The following is a 15,002-nucleotide window of genomic DNA, read 5'->3' as shown; positions in this document are numbered from 1 at the left end:
GCTCTCATTGATAGAAGCTGCGGGCCAGCGAGCCCAGCAGCAGGTGCCAGCCGTCGGCCAGCACGAACAGCATCAGCTTGAAGGGCAGGGAAATGGTGACGGGCGGCACCATCATCATCCCCAGCGCCATCAGCAGGCTGGCCACCACCAGGTCGATGATGAGAAAGGGGATGAAGATCGTGAAGCCGATCTGGAAGGCGGTTTTCAGCTCGCTGGTGACGTAGGCGGGTACGAGCACCCGCAGCGGGGTGTCCGCCGGGGATGCCAGGGGGCCCACCTTCGCCATCTCGGCGAACATGCTGAGATCGGCCTCGCGCGTCTGGCGCAGCATGAAGGTCTTGAGCGGCTGGCTGCCGACGTCCAGGGCCTGCTCGAAGGTGATCTTGTCGCTGGCCAGCGGCTGGTAGGCCTGGGTGTAGATCTGGTCGAACACCGGCGACATCGTGAAGAAAGTGAGAAACAGCGCCAGGCCCACCAACACGGCATTGGGCGGCGATACCCCCGTGCCCAGCGCGTTGCGCAGCAGGCCCAGCACGATGATGATGCGCGTGAAGCTGGTCATCATCAGCAGCGCCGCCGGCAGGAACGACAGCATGGTCAGCATGACCAGGGTCTGCACACTGAGCGACCAGGTTTCCGTGCCGTTGGGGCCGGGGGTGTTCGTCAGGGCGGGCAGGGTGGCCTGGGCCAGGCCGCTGAGGGGCCAGGCCAGTATCAGCAGCAGAACGGCGAGCGCGCAGGCCCCGGGGCCGGGCAGGCGGAGCATGCGGGAAAGAGAGAAACGGTGCATCAGGTTCTGGCGGCGGCCTTGCCCAGCGCGTCGGCAAAGTCGTCGGGGGAAGAGGCGCTGGCGGGCAGCGTGTGCAACAGCGTGACCTGCTGCGGGGTGACGCCCAGCACCAGGCGGCTGTCTTCGACTTGAACCACGGTGATCGAACAGCGCGCCCCCAGGCTTTGCGTGCCCAGGATGCGCAGCTGCGTGCCGTGGGTGCTCTGGCGTAGCCAGCCGCCGCGCCGCGCCGCCCAGGCCAGGGCCAGCAGCAGGCCCAGGATGAACAGCAGCGACAGGATGACGCGCAGCAGCTGGCCCTGATCCATGGTCTGAGCGGGCTTAGCGCCGGTTGTTCAGCCGTGCGATACGATCGGACGGGGTGATGATGTCGGTGACGCGAATGCCGTATTTTTCATCGACGACGACGACTTCGCCCTGGGCGATGAGATAGCCGTTGACGAAGATGTCCATGGGCTCGCCGGCCAGGCCGTCGAGCTCGACGACCGAGCCCTGGCCCAGCTGCAGGATGTTCTTGATCGTGAGACGGGTGCGCCCGAGTTCGACCGACAGCTGGACGGGGATGTCCATGATCATGTCGATGTCGCTGTCGCCTTCGGTGACTTGTCCCACCAGGGGCTGGAAGACCTGGGCGGCCGCGGCCTGGGCGCCTTCGGGCGCCGGGGCGGCCTGCGTGGCCGCCGTCTGCTCGGCCAGCGCGGCGGCCCAGTCGTCTTCCGTGCTCAGGCCGGCGGCCTGGGTGGGCTGATCGTGGGCCGTTTGCTGTTCGGCCAGCGCGGCGGCCCAATCGTCTTCCAGCTTGCTCGCGGGGGCCGGTTCCGTCTGGGAGGGGTCGTTGTCTTTGATATCGCTCATTTCTTGGTGCGGGCTAGCAGTTGGTCGGATTCCCCAGGCGTGGTGAGGATTTTTTGCACGCGCAGCGCGTAGCGCCCGTTGAACGTGCCGTAGTTGCACTCCATCACGGGAACACCGCCGACGCGGGCCGTGACGCTGGGCTGAACCTCGACTGGCAGCACGTCGCCCACCGCCAGGTGCAGCAGCTCGGCGATCGAGGTTTCGATGCGGGCGAATTCAACGCTCATCTCGACTTCGGCGCTGCGCACCTCGCGGGAGAGCTGCTGCGTCCAGCGCTGATCGATGGCATCGGCCGCCGATTGCTGCAAGGGGCGCGTGAGCAGGTCGCGGATGGGTTCGAGCATCGAGTAGGGCAGGCAGACGATGAGCTTGCCCCCGGACGAACCCATCTCGATGTTGAACGAGGATACCACCATGACGTCGTTGCCCGCCCCGATGCTGGCGAACTTGGTGTGCATCTCGGAGCGGATGTATTCGAATTCGATGGGGTAGACGGCGTCCCAGGCCTGGCCGTAACACTCGAGCGTGAGGTTGAGCAGGCGGCGGATGATGCGCTGTTCGGTGTTGGTGAAGTCGCGCCCCTCGACCCGGGTGTTGTAGCGCCCATGCCCGCCAAACAGGCTGTCGATGACGAGGAAAACCAGGTTGGGGTCGAACGAGAACAGGCCCGTGCCGCGCAGTGGTTTCATGGCCACCATGTTCAGGTTGCTGGGCACTGGCAGATTGCGTTCGAACTCGGAGTACGTCTGGATTTTGATGCTGTTGACGGTGATGTCGGCATTGCGCCGCATGAAGCCGAAGAACATCGAACGCAGGCGGCGCGCGAAGCGTTCGTTGATGAGTTCGAGCGTCTGCATGCGGTGGCGCACGACGCGGTCGGGCGACCCCAGATCGTAGGGGCGTACGCCGTCTTGCGGGGCCTCCGCGGCGGGCGCGTCCGCGGATTCTTCGCCGGTGACGCCCGCCAGGAGCGCATCGACTTCATCCTGAGAAAGCATGCTCTGGTACGGCATTACTGCACCACGAAGGCCGTGAACAGCACGTCGGCGACCTGCGGTCCGGGCAGCTGGGGCGCGAAGGGGCGCGTCAGCTCGGCCTTGACGGCTTCAGTGAGCGCCTTGCGGCCCTCGGGCGTCTGAATTTTTCCCAGTTCCTGGGCGGAGAGCACCTTGATGATGCGGTCGCGCACTTCGGGCATGTAGTCTTGTATCTGCTTGCGCGAGTGCTCGTCGCCCAGGCGCAGGGTGATGGCGGTATAGAGGATGCGGTTGCGTGTTTCACCGTAGATGGTGACGGTGAAGGGGTCGAGCTCGGCGAAGATGGGCGCCGCTACCACGGGGGTCGGCGCGGGGGCCCCGGCGGCGGGACTGGCTGCAGGCGTGGCCGCTTCGGCTTGGGCGGCAGGAGCGCTGCTCTTGTTCATGAACCACATGGTGCCGCCAATCGTGGCACCGATGACGATGATGAGCAGGAGAATGAATTTGAGTAGCCTGAGCATGGTTCCGGGTCGGGGGGATATGGGTTCGAGTGCGAGGCCGTATTGTAATGGTTTGCCCGCTCAATGTTACCAATTTGCTTACACGAAGGTGTCTACCAAAGCGTCGGGCCGCGAGGCGGCACGCCCCCCCGAACTGGCGAGCGCCGCTTCTGGAGCCACCTGGAAGCCCCCATCCAGGCTGAATTGCACGCCCTTGTCGGCGTGGCCGGACTGTTGCGTCTGTGCAAATGACTGCTGCCCGGCCTGCTGGTCGCTGACGTTGGCCTGCCCGAGCGACAGCCCGGCCTGCGCCAGCTGTTGTTCGAGGTGCGGCAGCGCGCTTTCGAGCGCCTGGCGCACGTTGGCGTGGGGCGAGACGAAAGAGGCCTGCGCGAGGTTGTCGCCAATGTGCAGCGTGATGTGGATCGGGCCGAGTTCGGGCGGATTGACGTGCATGAGCACGGTGTGACCACCGGCACTGGTGCCCGTCTGCGCCAGGTTGAGTACCTGGCGGCTGAAGTCTTGCGTCCATTGCGCGTTGCCCAGCGGCGTGGCGACCGTCGCCTGCAGTGGCGCGGCGGCGGGTGCGGTGGCCGGGGTGTTCAGCAGGGACGCCCCGGCAGGCGCCGCCGCGCTTTGCAGGGCGCTGGTGTCTGGCAGCGGGCCATCGGCCCGCGGAGCCGCCGTCGGCAGGCCGGTGCTGGCGGGGGAGACGGCTTCGCCGGGGCGGGTGCCGACGGTACTGCCCGGCAGGCTGGTGCCGCCCGGGGTGCCGCCGCGCGCGGGCGAGGTGGCGCGGCTTGCCGCGGGATCCCCTGGGGCGGCAACAGCGGCCTGGGCCGGGATGTTGGCGCCGCCGCGCGCATCGGGTGCGGCGAGGGCGGCGAGGGCGGCGAGGACGCGGGATTGGGGCGCGGCCGCGGCGCTGTCTTTGCGCTGTGGCGCCGGGTCTTCGACCAGCGCGTCGGCGGCGGGGGCGGCCAGCGTGGCCAGTGCCTTGCCCGGCCGGTGGTTGTCGGCGGCTGGCTGCGCGGCGTCTTCCAGGCCGCGATCCGCCGCGGCCTGGGCTGGCCTAGCCTGCGCGGCGGCCTGCATCAGGGGCAGCGTGGTGCTGCTGAGAATGAAGGCCAGGGTTTCTTCGGGGCCCATCGGCGCCTGCTTGTCGGCGTCGTCCGGTTTTGCCGGGCCGCGCGCGGCGCTGGGGCCCGTGTGGGGGGCGGCGGTGTCGGGCGCGCGCTGGCTGGAGAGCACGTTGGAGAACGCCGCCGTGCTGTCGTCGGCTTCGGCGGGACGCGCCGCTGTTTCGGCGGGTGCCGGAGCGGCGGGGCTGACGGGGAGCACGGGTATGTTCATGATGAGTGCACGTTCAGTGTGACGGTTGTTGGCGTCGGTACAGGCCGGCGGAGATTTCATCGCTGGCGCGCTGTTCGCGACGCTGTTCGCGGTACTGAAACTGGCGCAGCTGGCGGGTCTTCAGGGTTTCGTAAGAGTTCAGTTGACGCTTTTCGGCGTGCCACTGGCGGCGACCGGTCTCGATCTGGGTGTCGATTTGGGCAATGATTCTATTTTGCTGGGAAATCGCCTCGTCCAATGTAGCGATAAAGTGCCTAAAGTTGTGGTAATTCGAGGCGGTCAGGCCCCCTTCTGTGGTGCTTTGCAAGCGCCGCGCGTAGTCGCTGCGGTAGCCGTCGAGCGTGCCGAGCTGCTGCTGCGCGTTGCGCCGCTGCGTGCTCAGGTCGGCCAGCACGTGCCCCGCCTCGTCGAGCCGATCCTGGGCCAGGTTGATCAGGATGTCGAGCGAGGTTTCTTTAGGCATGGTTGGGCTCCTGGCCCAGGACGGCGGCCAGGGCGGAGACCGCCGTGGGGTAGTCCACCTGGACGTCGATGCCTTGCTGCAGGTAGTTCTCCAGCCAGGGGTAGCGTTCGATGGCCTGGTCGATTTCCGGGTCGTTTCCCGCAGTATAGGCACCCACCGCGATCAGGTCACGGTTGCGCTGGTAACGCGACACCATGCGCTTGAACTGGTGCACGCAGCGGAACTGGCTGGCAGGCACGATGGCCGACATCACGCGTGAAATCGAGGCTTCGATGTCGATGGCCGGGTAGTGGCCGGATTCCGCCAGGGTTCTGGAGAGCACGATGTGGCCGTCGAGAATGGCGCGGGCGGAGTCGGCGATAGGGTCTTGCTGGTCGTCGCCTTCGGTCAGCACCGTATAAAACGCCGTAATCGATCCTGCGGCCCGGCCTCCTTGCGGGGCGCCGTTGCCGGCGCGTTCGACCAGCGCGGGCAGCTTGGCGAAGACCGAGGGCGGGTAACCCTTGGTGGCGGGCGGCTCGCCGATGGCCAGGGCGATTTCACGCTGGGCCATGGCGTAACGGGTGAGCGAATCCATGATGAGCAGCACGTGCTTGCCCTGGTCGCGGAAATATTCGGCCAGCCGCGTGGCGTATACGGCCCCCTGCAAGCGCAGCAGCGGCGAGACGTCGGCGGGCGCGGCTACCACCACTGAGCGCGCCAGGCCGTCGCTGCCCAGGTTCAGCTCGATGAATTCCTTTACTTCACGGCCACGCTCGCCGATCAGGCCGACGACGATGATGTCGGCTTGCGTGTAGCGCGCCATCATGCCCAGCAGCACACTCTTGCCCACGCCCGAACCGGCGAAAAGCCCCATGCGCTGGCCGCGGCCCACCGTCAGCAGGCCGTTGATCGCGCGCACGCCGACGTCCAGCACGGTATCGACGGGGGCGCGCGCCAGGGGGTTGATGTGGATGGCGCTGAGTGGCGCGAGGTCGAGGTCGGTGGGCAGGGGCTTGCCGTCGAGCGGGCGACCGGCCCCGTCCAGCACGCGTCCCAGCAGCGCCCAGCCCACGGGCAGGTGGCGGGCCTGGTCGGTGCCCACGGGGTGGCTGGGTTCGGGGCTGGCGCTGGAGGGCAGGGCGACCGGATCGAGCTGCAGCGTTTCAGCGGGCACCAGGCGGGCGCCAGGCCGCAGCCCCGTGGTATCACTTTGCGGCATCAGGTACAGGGTGTCACCGTAAAAGCCCACGACTTCGGCGTCGGCCCAGAGGTCGCGCCCGGGGGAGACCTGCACCTTGCAGGCGGCGCCCACGGGCAGCTGCAGGCCGGTGGCTTCAAGCACCAGACCCGTGGCGCGCGTCACGCGGCCCTGGCTGCGCGTCGCCTGGCGCGCTTCGATGCGTTCTTCGCACAGGCCCAGCTGGGCGCGCCAGCGCGCGCCGACCGAGTCCAGGGGCTGATCCGGGGCGCTCATGGCTTGGCGGGTTTCTGGCCCAGTGCCGAGATGATACGGTGCCAGCGGGTTTCGAGGGTGGCATCGACCGAGCCCAGCGCGGTTTCGGCGATGCAGCCGCCGCGGGTGATGCGTTCGTCAGCCACCAGGCGATAGCCGGCGAAGTCGGGATTTTGCGCGAGAAAAGCCTCGACCAGCGCCACGTCGTCCGGGTGCAGGCGCAGGGTCAGCGCGGTGCCCGGTTCGGGGCGGGCCCGCATGACGTCCTCGACGAGTGCCAGAACGTGCCCGGGGTGCGCTTGCAGCTGGGTATGCAGCACCTGTTCGGCAATGCGGGTGGCCAGACTGATGAGCGACTGGCCGACTTCGGCTTCGAGCTGGTTGAGGGCCGTGGCGCAGGCTTGCGCCAGGTGGGCCAGCTGCGCCGCCTGCTCTTGCACCAGAGCCCGACCTTCGGCCTGTGCTTGCGCCAGACCCAGGGCATGGCCTTCTGCGCGCCCTTCGTCCAGGCCCTGGGCGTGTCCCTGCTGGCGCCCGGTTTCCTGCCCCTGGACGCGGCCTTCGCGTTCGCCCTGTTCGAACCCGGCCTGGTAGCCCTGGCGCAGGCCTTCTTCGCGCGCCTCGGCCAGGGCCTGGGTGCGCTGGCGGGCGAGTTCGGCCCGGTGCGCTTCGCTGTCGGTGACTCGCCGGTTCTGCGCGCGTTGGCGGGCTTCCAGTGAATCCATCTCCCAGCGCTGCCAGCGGGCGCGCGCCTGGAGACTGCTGGAGGGCTTTTCAGACGTACTGGTCATTGCCCATGCTCAGATTGATCTGCCCGGCATCGGCCAGTTTGCGCGCCACCATGAGAATGGCTTTCTGCTCGGTTTCCACGCGCGACATGCGCACCGGGCCCTGGGCTTCGAGGTCGTCGCGCAGGATTTCGGCGGCGCGGTTGGACATGTTCTTGAAGAACTTGGCGCAGAGTTCTTCGCTGGCACCTTTGAGGGCGATGGTGAGCGAGGCGGTGTCGATCTCTTTGAGAATGAGCTGGATGGCGGCGTCTTCCACGTCGGCCAGATTGTCGAAGACGAACATCTCGTCCACGATGCGCTGCGCGAGATCGGCGTCGATTTCGCGCAGGCTGCTGACCACGGCTTCTTCCTCGGTCGTGTTCATGAAGTTGAGGATCTCGGCCGCGGTGCGCACGCCGCCCATCTTCGAGCGCTTGGCGCCCTGGCCCGAGAGCACTTCGTTGAGCACTTGAGTCAATTCGTGCAGCGCCGAGGGCTGTACGCCGCCGAAGGTGGCGATGCGCATCATTACGTCGTTGCGCAGGCGTTCGTTGAGCAGCGCCAGGATGGCCGAGGCGCGGTCGCGTTCGAGGTGCACCAGAATGGTGGCGATGATCTGCGGGTGCTCGTCGGCGATGAGTTCGGCCACGTTGCTGGGTTCGAGCCAGTTCAGGGCGTCGATGCCTGTGCTGGTGCCTTCGCTGCCCGATTCGAGGATGTCCTCGATGAGGCCCGCAGCGCGGTCGGTGCCCAGCGCCTTGGTGAGCACCGAGCGGATGTAGTCGTCCGAGCCCAGCGTGACCGCCATGAACTGGTCAGCCTCGCGACGGAAGTCTTCGAGCACCTGATCGACGTCGGCGCGCGTGACCTGCTTCAGGTTGGCCATGGCCGAGCCGATCTGCTGCACCTCGCGGGATGACAGGAACTTGAAGACCTCGGCGGCGGCGTCCTCGCCCAGCGACATCATGAGAATGGCGCAACGGGTGAGATCAACTTCAGGATTTGGCATTTTTGGGGTCCATCCAGGATCGCAGAACCATGGCGACGGCACGCGGATCGCGCTGTGCCAGCTCGCGGGCGGTGTCCAGGTTTTCCTCGTAGCGGTTCATTTCGGATTGGCGCAGCTCGTCCTGGCGGCGCTGCTCGCGCATGGTCTCGAGGTGCGCCTCGTTCTTCACCCGCTCGACCTGCGCGTTGGCAAAGCCTTGCACGATGGGCCGGATGACCGAACGCCAGATGAAGAACAGGACGGCCAGGATCAGCAGCACCTTGCCGATTTGCAGGGCCAGGTCGCGGTAGACCGGATCTTCCCAGGGCTTGACGACGGGTTCCTGGCTGGTGAATTCGCTGTTGACCACGCTGAGCGTGTCACCGCGTTCGGCCGAGTAGCCCATGGCCTGTTTCACCAAGGCGTTGATGTTGTCGATTTCGGCGGGGTCGAGCGGCTTGGGCTCGCCGTCCTTGTCGCGATAGTTGACGACCACGGCGACGGACAGGCGCTGCAGCGTGCCCAGCTCGTGCTTGACGTGGCTGATCGTGCGATCGACTTCGTAGTTGACGGTGGCGTCGTTGCGCGCCGAACCGTGCGCGGCGCTGCTCGTGCCAAGGGTGGTGTTCTGTGCCGCGCCAGCGGCATTGGCGCCGTTGTTGGCCGCGCCGGGGGCGGGCGGATTGGCGGGCGCGGTCTGGATGGGCGCGGTGGCGTTGGCCGGCGCCTGGTTGCTCAGCGCGCCCGGCACGCCCTCGGGCGGATTGACCCCGTTTTGCAGGGAGTCGCTGGTCTGTTTGCTGCGCACGGCGGCGGTGCCCGGCGTTTCATTGGGCTTGTAGACCTCGGAGGTCTGCTCGCGCTGCGAGAAATCGACGTTGGCGCTGACCTGGGCGCGCACGTTGCCGGGGCCGACGATGGGGTTGAGCAGCGTGAGGATGCGCTGGGTGGTGCGCTGCTCGATGTCGCTGATGAAGTTGCGCCGGGTGCTGTCCAGGCCGGCTTCGCCCCCGGGGTTGGACAGCAGACGGCCATCCTGATCGACGATGGAGACGTTTTCCGCGTTGAGCTTGGGCACGCTGGACGAGACCAGCCAGGTGATCGCCGAGACCTGGGCTTCGCTCAGGCTGCGCGAGGGATAGAGGGTGACGAGCACCGAGGCGGTGGGCGCCTCGTGGTCGCGCACGAACAGCGACTGGCGTGGGATGGCCAGGTGCACGCGCGCGGACTTGACCGGCTGCAGGCCTTCGACGGAACGCGCGAGTTCGCCTTCCAGCGCGCGCTGGTAGGTGACTTGCTCGGTGAACTGGCTGGCGCCGAACTGCGGCTTGTCGAGCAGTTCGAAGCCGACGCTGCCGCCGCGCGGCAGGCCTTGTTCGGCCAGCTGCAGGCGCAGGGTGTAGACCTGATCGGCGGGGACGAGGATGGTGTTGCCGTTGTCGGCAAATTTGTAAGGAACGTTGCGCTGGTTCAGCACGGAGACGATGGCGCCGCCGTCGCGCGATTCGACGTTCGAGAACAGGGTCTTGTATTCCGGCTCGCGCATCCACAGGCTGGCGACGACCAGGACGGCGACGAGCGCGGCGCCCAGGCCGAGCAGCACGGGGCGCGGGAGGGCGGTCAGTCGCGCCAGGGCGGGATTTTTGTTCATCCAGTCGGCAATCGGGTTCATCGGGCAGGCAGTGCGGAAAAGGCCGTCAGGCGGTGCCCTGGCCAGAAACCGGGGATCTGGATGGTGTGCATGCTCATGCGGCAGGAATAGGGATTCAATGGCCGCCATTATGGCGGTGATTAGCGTGGAGGCAAGCGCCAAAAAGCGCGGCTTTTGGGGCTTAGTTGTCGGATATCGATGGTTACACCGCGGCCCGCAATCGGCCAAACTACCTGGCTTTGAGCCCGTTATTGGCCCGCTGCCCGGCGCGCGGCGCAGCGTATATTACTGCAGAGGCCTCTCGTGCGCCTGCCGCCCCGTGAGGCCTTCCCGGATTCCGCCTTTCTATTCTTTTGCCCCTTGACCATGATCACCTCGCAAGCCCTGGCCAGTGTCGAAAACCTGCTTTCCCAGATGCGCGCCGTCGCGCGCGCCTCGCAAGGCATGACGGCGCAGCCCCAGACGGCTGCGCTCGAGGGGCAGGGCAGCTTCGCCGCCGAACTGGCCCGTTCGCTCGATCGGGTTTCGCATGCCCAGAACGCCGCCAACGCCCAGGCCCGCGCCTTCGAACTGGGCGACCCCGACGTGTCGCTCAGCAACGTGATGATCGACCTGCAAAAAGCGGGGCTGTCGTTCCAGGCCACGGTGCAGGTGCGCAACCGCCTGGTCGATGCCTACAAGGAAATCGCCAATATGGCCGTCTAGCGGCCCTGCGTCTGGCCGGGGCCCCCCGGCCCCGTGTCTTTGTGTTTCAGGCGCCGGTGTCCGGCGCCGTTTTTTTGCTGACGCCCTGGCCGTCGTTGTCCAGGGCGTACAGCCAGGCCAGCAGTTCGGCGATGGCGACGTAGAGTTGCGGCGGAATGTGGGCGTCGAGATCGACTTGCATCAACAGCCCCACCAGCTCGGGCGATTCGTGCACGTACAGGCCGTGTTCCTGGGCGGTACGGACGATCGTGTCGGCCAGGTTGCCGTAGCCCTTGGCGACCACGCGGGGCGCCTGGTCGCTGGGGTCGTAGGCGATGGCCACGGCGCTGGCACGCTGTGCGTCGGCCGCGTGGGACGTGGTCGGTTGCGTCATGGGGTGTTGCCTTCGAACGTATCGATGCTGGACATGGCGTGGGCGGCTGCGATGTCGTCGGCGCCGCCCCTGGCCGTCGGCGTGTTGCGCCCGGCGTGCGCCGTATCCGGGTCGGCGGGGTCGTGCGCCATCACCGACAGCTGGCTGGCTTGCAAGCCCTGCGCGGACAGGCGCGCGCGCAGGGGTTCGATGGCCTGGCTCAGGCGCGCCGCCGATTGCGGCGCGGTGATGCGCATCACCAGCTGCGTGCCCGACAGGCTCAGGCGCGCCTGAACCTCGCCCAGCGTGGGCAGCCGCAGCTTGAGCTGCGTCGCCCAGTGTTCCTGGTCGGCCTGGGGCATCTTGCCGTCGTCGGGCTGGCGACGCTGTACCTCCCAGTGCATGTCGGCGCCGGGCCAGGCCTCGCCCTGCCAGACGAACCCCTGGTTGGCCAGCACCTCGAGCTGCTGGCGCACCAGCAGCTGGGATTGCGGATCGATGCCCGGGACGGGAACCGGAGGCGGGGCATTGCCGACGGCGGCGTTTTGCGTGCCCGCGGTGCCGCCCGCCGTCGCCGTGCTGGCGGCATCGGGCGCGCCCTGGCCCTGGCCGCCGACCGTGTCCGGCTGGGCCTGCTGCACCAGCGCGGCCAGCGAATTGGGCGGTGCACCCGCGGGGCGGGCGGCGGTATCCGCCCCGCCGGCGGGATCGGCCTGTGGCCGGATCTGCCCCTGTGGTTCTTGTTGCAGGGCCTGCGCGGTGGTCTTGCCGGCGGCCAGTTGCGCCAGGTGCGACTCGTAGAACAGGCCGCTGGTCTGGATCGACTGCGACAGCGCCTGGGCAAACTGCGCGCTGAGTGCGCCGGGCTGGTTCAGGGCGCTGGCGAGCTGGGCCCAGAGCCGGGTGGCGCTGCCCAGCGGGCCGGGCGAGCTGGCCGCCGCGGACTGTGCCGCCGGGGGCGGCGGCAGCTGGCCCGTGGCCTGTGCGCCGCCGCTGGCGCCGGTGCCGCCGCCTGTATTGCCGCCGGATTGCTGCACGAGCGGGTTGCGCCCCTGGATGGCCTGATTGGCTTGCGGGAATTCGTTGAGCAAGGCCAGGATGATGCGGGCGGCGTAGCCCAGCGTGGTGGGCGCCGACTGGGTGGCCCCACGAAACGTCGTGGCGCGCCCCAGCAGGTTGTCCAGCTGCATCTCGCGCACGGCCTTGCCCACTGCGGCGCGCTGTTGTCCCTGGCTGCCGGCCCGGTCGACCGATTCTTTCGGGTCGCGCTGGGCCGGGTTCCGCAGTGCGGTGGGGTTTTCCGGAGTGCCTGGCTGAGGTACGGCCTGCGGCCCGGCGCCCGATACGACGTTGGCTTGCTGGCTCAGCGTGGTGCCCAGCGTCTGGTCGAGCCGCTGGATGAGCAGAGTGCCGAGGTTGGAGGGGGCCCCGATACTCATGGCTTACCGGGGCCGGACGGTACTGTAGTAGGTTTCCAGGACGGTGCGTTGGCGCTTGATCGTGCCCAGCAGGTGGCTCAGCCGGTCGAGCTCGGGGGCGACCAGCTGACGGATGTGGGCGTCGTCGTCGAGGATGCGCGCGAGCAGGTCGCGTCGTGCGGCTTTTTGCTCGTCGTCGAGTGGCGCCATTTTTTGCAGCCGTTCGACGGCCTGGTGGTAGTGCGTGCCCAGCTCGACGAGTTCGTCCCAACGCTGAGACTGGGCCAAGGCGCGCATGCGCGACGAGATGTCAGCGATCGCCTGGTAGTGCTGCAGGAGAGTATCAGGTGGCGCGCTCAATGGCTGTACCCCTATGGATTAGTGGTTTGCAGAAGGGGTCTTGAATTGGGGATCGACTGCGGTGTACCAGGCGTCGGCCAGGTCGCCGAGCTGCTTGGTGGCCGCCGCCAGCTTGTCCGCGTCGTTGTGCAGGTTGGCCAGCATCAGGTCGCGGGTGATGACTTCGTATGAGGCGATCAGCAGTTTCGCGACGTCGCCGCCGCGTTCGGTATCGACGCCGGCCTTCAGGCCGGAGTCGATGATGTCGATCGCCTTGGACAAGGCCTTGCCGCGTTCGGCGATGTTGCCGCTTTCCAGATGGTAACGTGCCTGGGACAGCGCCGTCAGCGCCCCGCGAAACAGCAGCGAGATGAGGCGCTCGGGCGAGGCGCTGAGCACCTCGGTTTCGAGGCCGATGGTGGCATAAGAGCCGGTGGCCCGCGCCGTGCGGGAGCGAGGTACGTAGGTCATGGCGTGTTTCAGCCCTTGCTGGCGCTCAGGGCGCTGAACTGCTGCGACAGATAGCTGGTGAGCGAATTCATTTGCGACACCATGGTGTCAAGCTGGGTGAATTGCGCCCGGTAGGTTTCCATGCGCTGGTCGATGCGATCGGATTCTTGATCGTATTGTTTCTTGATGTCGGCGATGGTCTTGTTCAGGCCGTCGGTGGCGTTGGTGAGCTTGCCGTCGAACTTGATGAAGGAGTCGGCGGCCTGGCTGACCCGCTTGCCTGCGCCCAGGTCGCCCGAGAACAGGGACTTGACCGCGTCGGGGTTGTCGCTCAGGGCCTTGTCCAGCTTGGCGTCGTCCACCGAGAGCCGACCCGTCTTGGGGTCGGTGGTGATGCCGGCCTGGCTGAGGTTGAGGCCCTGTGTGGGGTCGAAGGCCCCGGAGATTGCGTCGCGCATGCTGGTTTGCACCGAGCGGGTGACGGAATCGCCCGTGAGCGGTTGCGAGGTCTGGCTGGTGGTGTCGTACTTGGTTTGCGCGTCGATGGTGTCCAGCAGGCTGTTGTAGGCCTTGACGAAATCGCTGACGGCCTTCTTGGCAGCCGTGTTGTCTTGCGTGAGGTTGAGGCTGGTAGCCTCGGTGGTGGTCTTGTTCAGCGTCAGTTTCACGCCGTCGATGACGTTGTCGATGACGTTGCTGCCGCTGTGGATGGCGATGCCGTTGATGGTGAGTTCGGCGTCTTGCGCCGCCTGGCCCTGGGTGACCGTGGCGGTGTCGCTGCCGTTGTATTGCAGGAACGTGTTGAGGTCGTCGTTGCCCGTCACGGAAATGGACGTCGCGGCGTTGTCGGCCCCGGTTTCGCGGCCGGTGAGCAGCAGGCGATAGGGCGTGCCGCTGCCGTCGTTGACGATGGTGGCGTTGATGCCAATGTCTTTATCGGCATTGATGGCCTTGGCCAGGCCATTGAGCGACGTGTCGTCGCCTAGATCCAGTGTTTTGGTTTCGCCGTTTGCCAGCGTGACCGACAGCGTGCCGCCTGTGCCGATGCTGGTGGTGCGGTCGGTTTGCCCGGCATACACCAGGGTTTGCGAAGTGGCGAGCTGATTGACGTTGACGGAGTACTGCCCGGCGATGGCCTGGGGGGTGGTCGTGACGGAGAAGGCGTCCGACCCCGTGGTGGCGGCCATCGCGCCGAAGGCTTCGGGTTTGACCACGGCGTCGGCGGTTTTCTGGAAGGCGGAAATGGCGTCTTTGAGCTTGCCGTAGGCCGAGAGCTTGTTCTGGGCGTCGGTCTGGCGGTTCTTGATCAGTACCAGCGACTGGCTTTCGTTGTTCTGCAGGTTGGTGAGCAGATCGGTGAGGGGCAGGCCCGAAAGGCCGAGCGAAGAGACTGTTGCCATGGTGTGTACTCCGTTTGAGCCATTATGATCTGGAATCGCTTGCGGCAAAACCGGTGAGTGTGGCTCGATTCAATTACTGTTTGGTTTTTCAGGCCTGGGTATCGACGCCGGTGCCCTGGAACTGGGCGATCATCCGGGCGATGCGCAGCATGGCCTCGGAGGGGATCTTGCGCAGCACTTTGCCCGTTTCGCTGTCGACGATGGACACCACCAGCTGGTGGGCGTCTTCATCCATGTCAAAGCGCATGCCGGTGGACCAGGCCTTGAGGCTGTCGTTGACCGCGTCGAGCGCCTTTTCCAGTGATGACTTCGGGGGCTCGGGCTGCTGCTTCAGCAGCGAGTTGTCCTGGCTGGCGTCCTGAAACAGGCTGGATTGGGTGTCGCCGGGGGGCGCGACCTGCTGGGCCGCCGGGGCCCGGACGGCGGGGTAGTCGGAAGCCGCGGGATTCAACCCCAGATTGGCGGGGGTGAGCTGGTTGCCGATGGGGTTGATCATGTGCGTTCCTTTGCGGAATTCGTTGCTGTGTCCTGAAAAGAATGGCTGGAACAGACGCGT

The 15,002-nt window shown here is 66.8% G+C and carries 18 protein-coding genes; 1 reads left to right on the top strand and 17 read right to left on the bottom strand.

Annotation, left to right across the window (positions count from 1 at the left end; genetic code table 11):
- Nucleotides 1–4: 4 nt before the first annotated feature.
- The 11 genes from fliP to fliF form a co-directional block, all read right to left on the bottom strand.
- Nucleotides 5–790, bottom strand: a complete 786-nt coding sequence (fliP, locus tag CCA01S_RS03670; RefSeq protein ID WP_103035876.1) for a flagellar type III secretion system pore protein FliP — start codon at nucleotides 788–790, stop codon at nucleotides 5–7.
- Nucleotides 790–1,098, bottom strand: a complete 309-nt coding sequence (gene fliO, locus CCA01S_RS03665; protein WP_066454268.1) for a flagellar biosynthetic protein FliO — start codon at nucleotides 1,096–1,098, stop codon at nucleotides 790–792. Before fliO ends, fliP begins: the two co-directional genes overlap by 1 nt.
- A gap of 13 nt (nucleotides 1,099–1,111) precedes the next feature.
- A complete protein-coding gene (gene fliN / locus CCA01S_RS03660; RefSeq protein ID WP_066454266.1) occupies nucleotides 1,112–1,645 on the bottom strand; it encodes a flagellar motor switch protein FliN in 534 nt (177 codons plus the stop codon).
- Nucleotides 1,642–2,658 carry a flagellar motor switch protein FliM gene (gene fliM / locus CCA01S_RS03655; RefSeq protein ID WP_066454264.1) on the bottom strand — a complete coding sequence of 339 codons (1,017 nt, stop codon included), beginning with the start codon at nucleotides 2,656–2,658 and terminating at the stop codon, nucleotides 1,642–1,644. Before fliM ends, fliN begins: the two co-directional genes overlap by 4 nt.
- Nucleotides 2,658–3,143 (bottom strand): flagellar basal body-associated FliL family protein, encoded by a 486-nt coding sequence (locus tag CCA01S_RS03650; protein WP_066454262.1) that lies wholly within the window; start codon nucleotides 3,141–3,143, stop codon nucleotides 2,658–2,660. The genes fliM and CCA01S_RS03650 overlap by 1 nt, the downstream gene beginning before the upstream one ends.
- Before the next feature lie 78 nt (nucleotides 3,144–3,221).
- Nucleotides 3,222–4,475, bottom strand: coding sequence for a flagellar hook-length control protein FliK (locus CCA01S_RS03645; protein ID WP_157076512.1), 1,254 nt, complete (start codon nucleotides 4,473–4,475; stop codon nucleotides 3,222–3,224).
- A 13-nt stretch (nucleotides 4,476–4,488) separates the two neighbouring features.
- A complete protein-coding gene (gene fliJ / locus CCA01S_RS03640) occupies nucleotides 4,489–4,938 on the bottom strand; it encodes a flagellar export protein FliJ (protein WP_066454256.1) in 450 nt (149 codons plus the stop codon).
- Nucleotides 4,931–6,394 carry a flagellar protein export ATPase FliI gene (gene fliI, locus CCA01S_RS03635; RefSeq protein WP_066454253.1) on the bottom strand — a complete coding sequence of 488 codons (1,464 nt, stop codon included), beginning with the start codon at nucleotides 6,392–6,394 and terminating at the stop codon, nucleotides 4,931–4,933. Before fliI ends, fliJ begins: the two co-directional genes overlap by 8 nt.
- On the bottom strand, nucleotides 6,391–7,164 hold the full coding sequence (locus tag CCA01S_RS03630; RefSeq protein ID WP_146030653.1) for a flagellar assembly protein FliH: 774 nt from the start codon (nucleotides 7,162–7,164) through the stop codon (nucleotides 6,391–6,393). Before CCA01S_RS03630 ends, fliI begins: the two co-directional genes overlap by 4 nt.
- Nucleotides 7,148–8,152, bottom strand: a complete 1,005-nt coding sequence (gene fliG, locus CCA01S_RS03625; protein WP_066454243.1) for a flagellar motor switch protein FliG — start codon at nucleotides 8,150–8,152, stop codon at nucleotides 7,148–7,150. Before fliG ends, CCA01S_RS03630 begins: the two co-directional genes overlap by 17 nt.
- A complete protein-coding gene (gene fliF, locus CCA01S_RS03620; RefSeq protein ID WP_232304964.1) occupies nucleotides 8,139–9,782 on the bottom strand; it encodes a flagellar basal-body MS-ring/collar protein FliF in 1,644 nt (547 codons plus the stop codon). The genes fliG and fliF overlap by 14 nt, the downstream gene beginning before the upstream one ends.
- Before the next feature lie 369 nt (nucleotides 9,783–10,151).
- On the opposite strand from fliF, the gene fliE reads away from it, so the two are divergent.
- Nucleotides 10,152–10,487, top strand: coding sequence for a flagellar hook-basal body complex protein FliE (fliE, locus tag CCA01S_RS03615; protein ID WP_373278685.1), 336 nt, complete (start codon nucleotides 10,152–10,154; stop codon nucleotides 10,485–10,487).
- Nucleotides 10,488–10,533: 46 nt separating this feature from the next.
- On the opposite strand, the gene CCA01S_RS15970 is transcribed toward fliE, so the two are convergent.
- From CCA01S_RS15970 to CCA01S_RS03585, 6 genes are all read right to left on the bottom strand, one after another.
- Complete coding sequence (locus CCA01S_RS15970; protein WP_066454236.1) at nucleotides 10,534–10,860, bottom strand: EscU/YscU/HrcU family type III secretion system export apparatus switch protein; 327 nt, start codon at nucleotides 10,858–10,860, stop codon at nucleotides 10,534–10,536.
- Nucleotides 10,857–12,278 carry a flagellar hook-length control protein FliK gene (gene fliK / locus CCA01S_RS15965; protein ID WP_066454234.1) on the bottom strand — a complete coding sequence of 474 codons (1,422 nt, stop codon included), beginning with the start codon at nucleotides 12,276–12,278 and terminating at the stop codon, nucleotides 10,857–10,859. Before fliK ends, CCA01S_RS15970 begins: the two co-directional genes overlap by 4 nt.
- A gap of 3 nt (nucleotides 12,279–12,281) precedes the next feature.
- Nucleotides 12,282–12,617: a flagellar protein FliT gene (fliT, locus tag CCA01S_RS03600; protein ID WP_084386439.1), complete on the bottom strand. Its 336-nt coding sequence runs from the start codon at nucleotides 12,615–12,617 to the stop codon at nucleotides 12,282–12,284.
- Nucleotides 12,618–12,635: 18 nt separating this feature from the next.
- Nucleotides 12,636–13,067 carry a flagellar export chaperone FliS gene (gene fliS, locus CCA01S_RS03595; RefSeq protein ID WP_066454230.1) on the bottom strand — a complete coding sequence of 144 codons (432 nt, stop codon included), beginning with the start codon at nucleotides 13,065–13,067 and terminating at the stop codon, nucleotides 12,636–12,638.
- Nucleotides 13,068–13,075: 8 nt separating this feature from the next.
- Entirely contained in the window at nucleotides 13,076–14,446 is a 1,371-nt protein-coding gene (gene fliD / locus CCA01S_RS03590; protein ID WP_066454228.1) for a flagellar filament capping protein FliD, read from the bottom strand.
- A gap of 88 nt (nucleotides 14,447–14,534) precedes the next feature.
- Nucleotides 14,535–14,942 (bottom strand): flagellar protein FlaG, encoded by a 408-nt coding sequence (locus tag CCA01S_RS03585; protein ID WP_066454225.1) that lies wholly within the window; start codon nucleotides 14,940–14,942, stop codon nucleotides 14,535–14,537.
- Between the last annotated feature and the right edge of the window lie 60 nt (nucleotides 14,943–15,002).

Origin of the sequence: Castellaniella caeni NBRC 101664 (genome assembly GCF_001592225.1) — a bacterium.
Lineage (GTDB): Bacteria > Pseudomonadota > Gammaproteobacteria > Burkholderiales > Burkholderiaceae_B > Castellaniella > Castellaniella caeni.
Note: the sequence above shows the minus strand (reverse complement) of the source record. Positions and strands in the feature narration are given on the sequence as shown.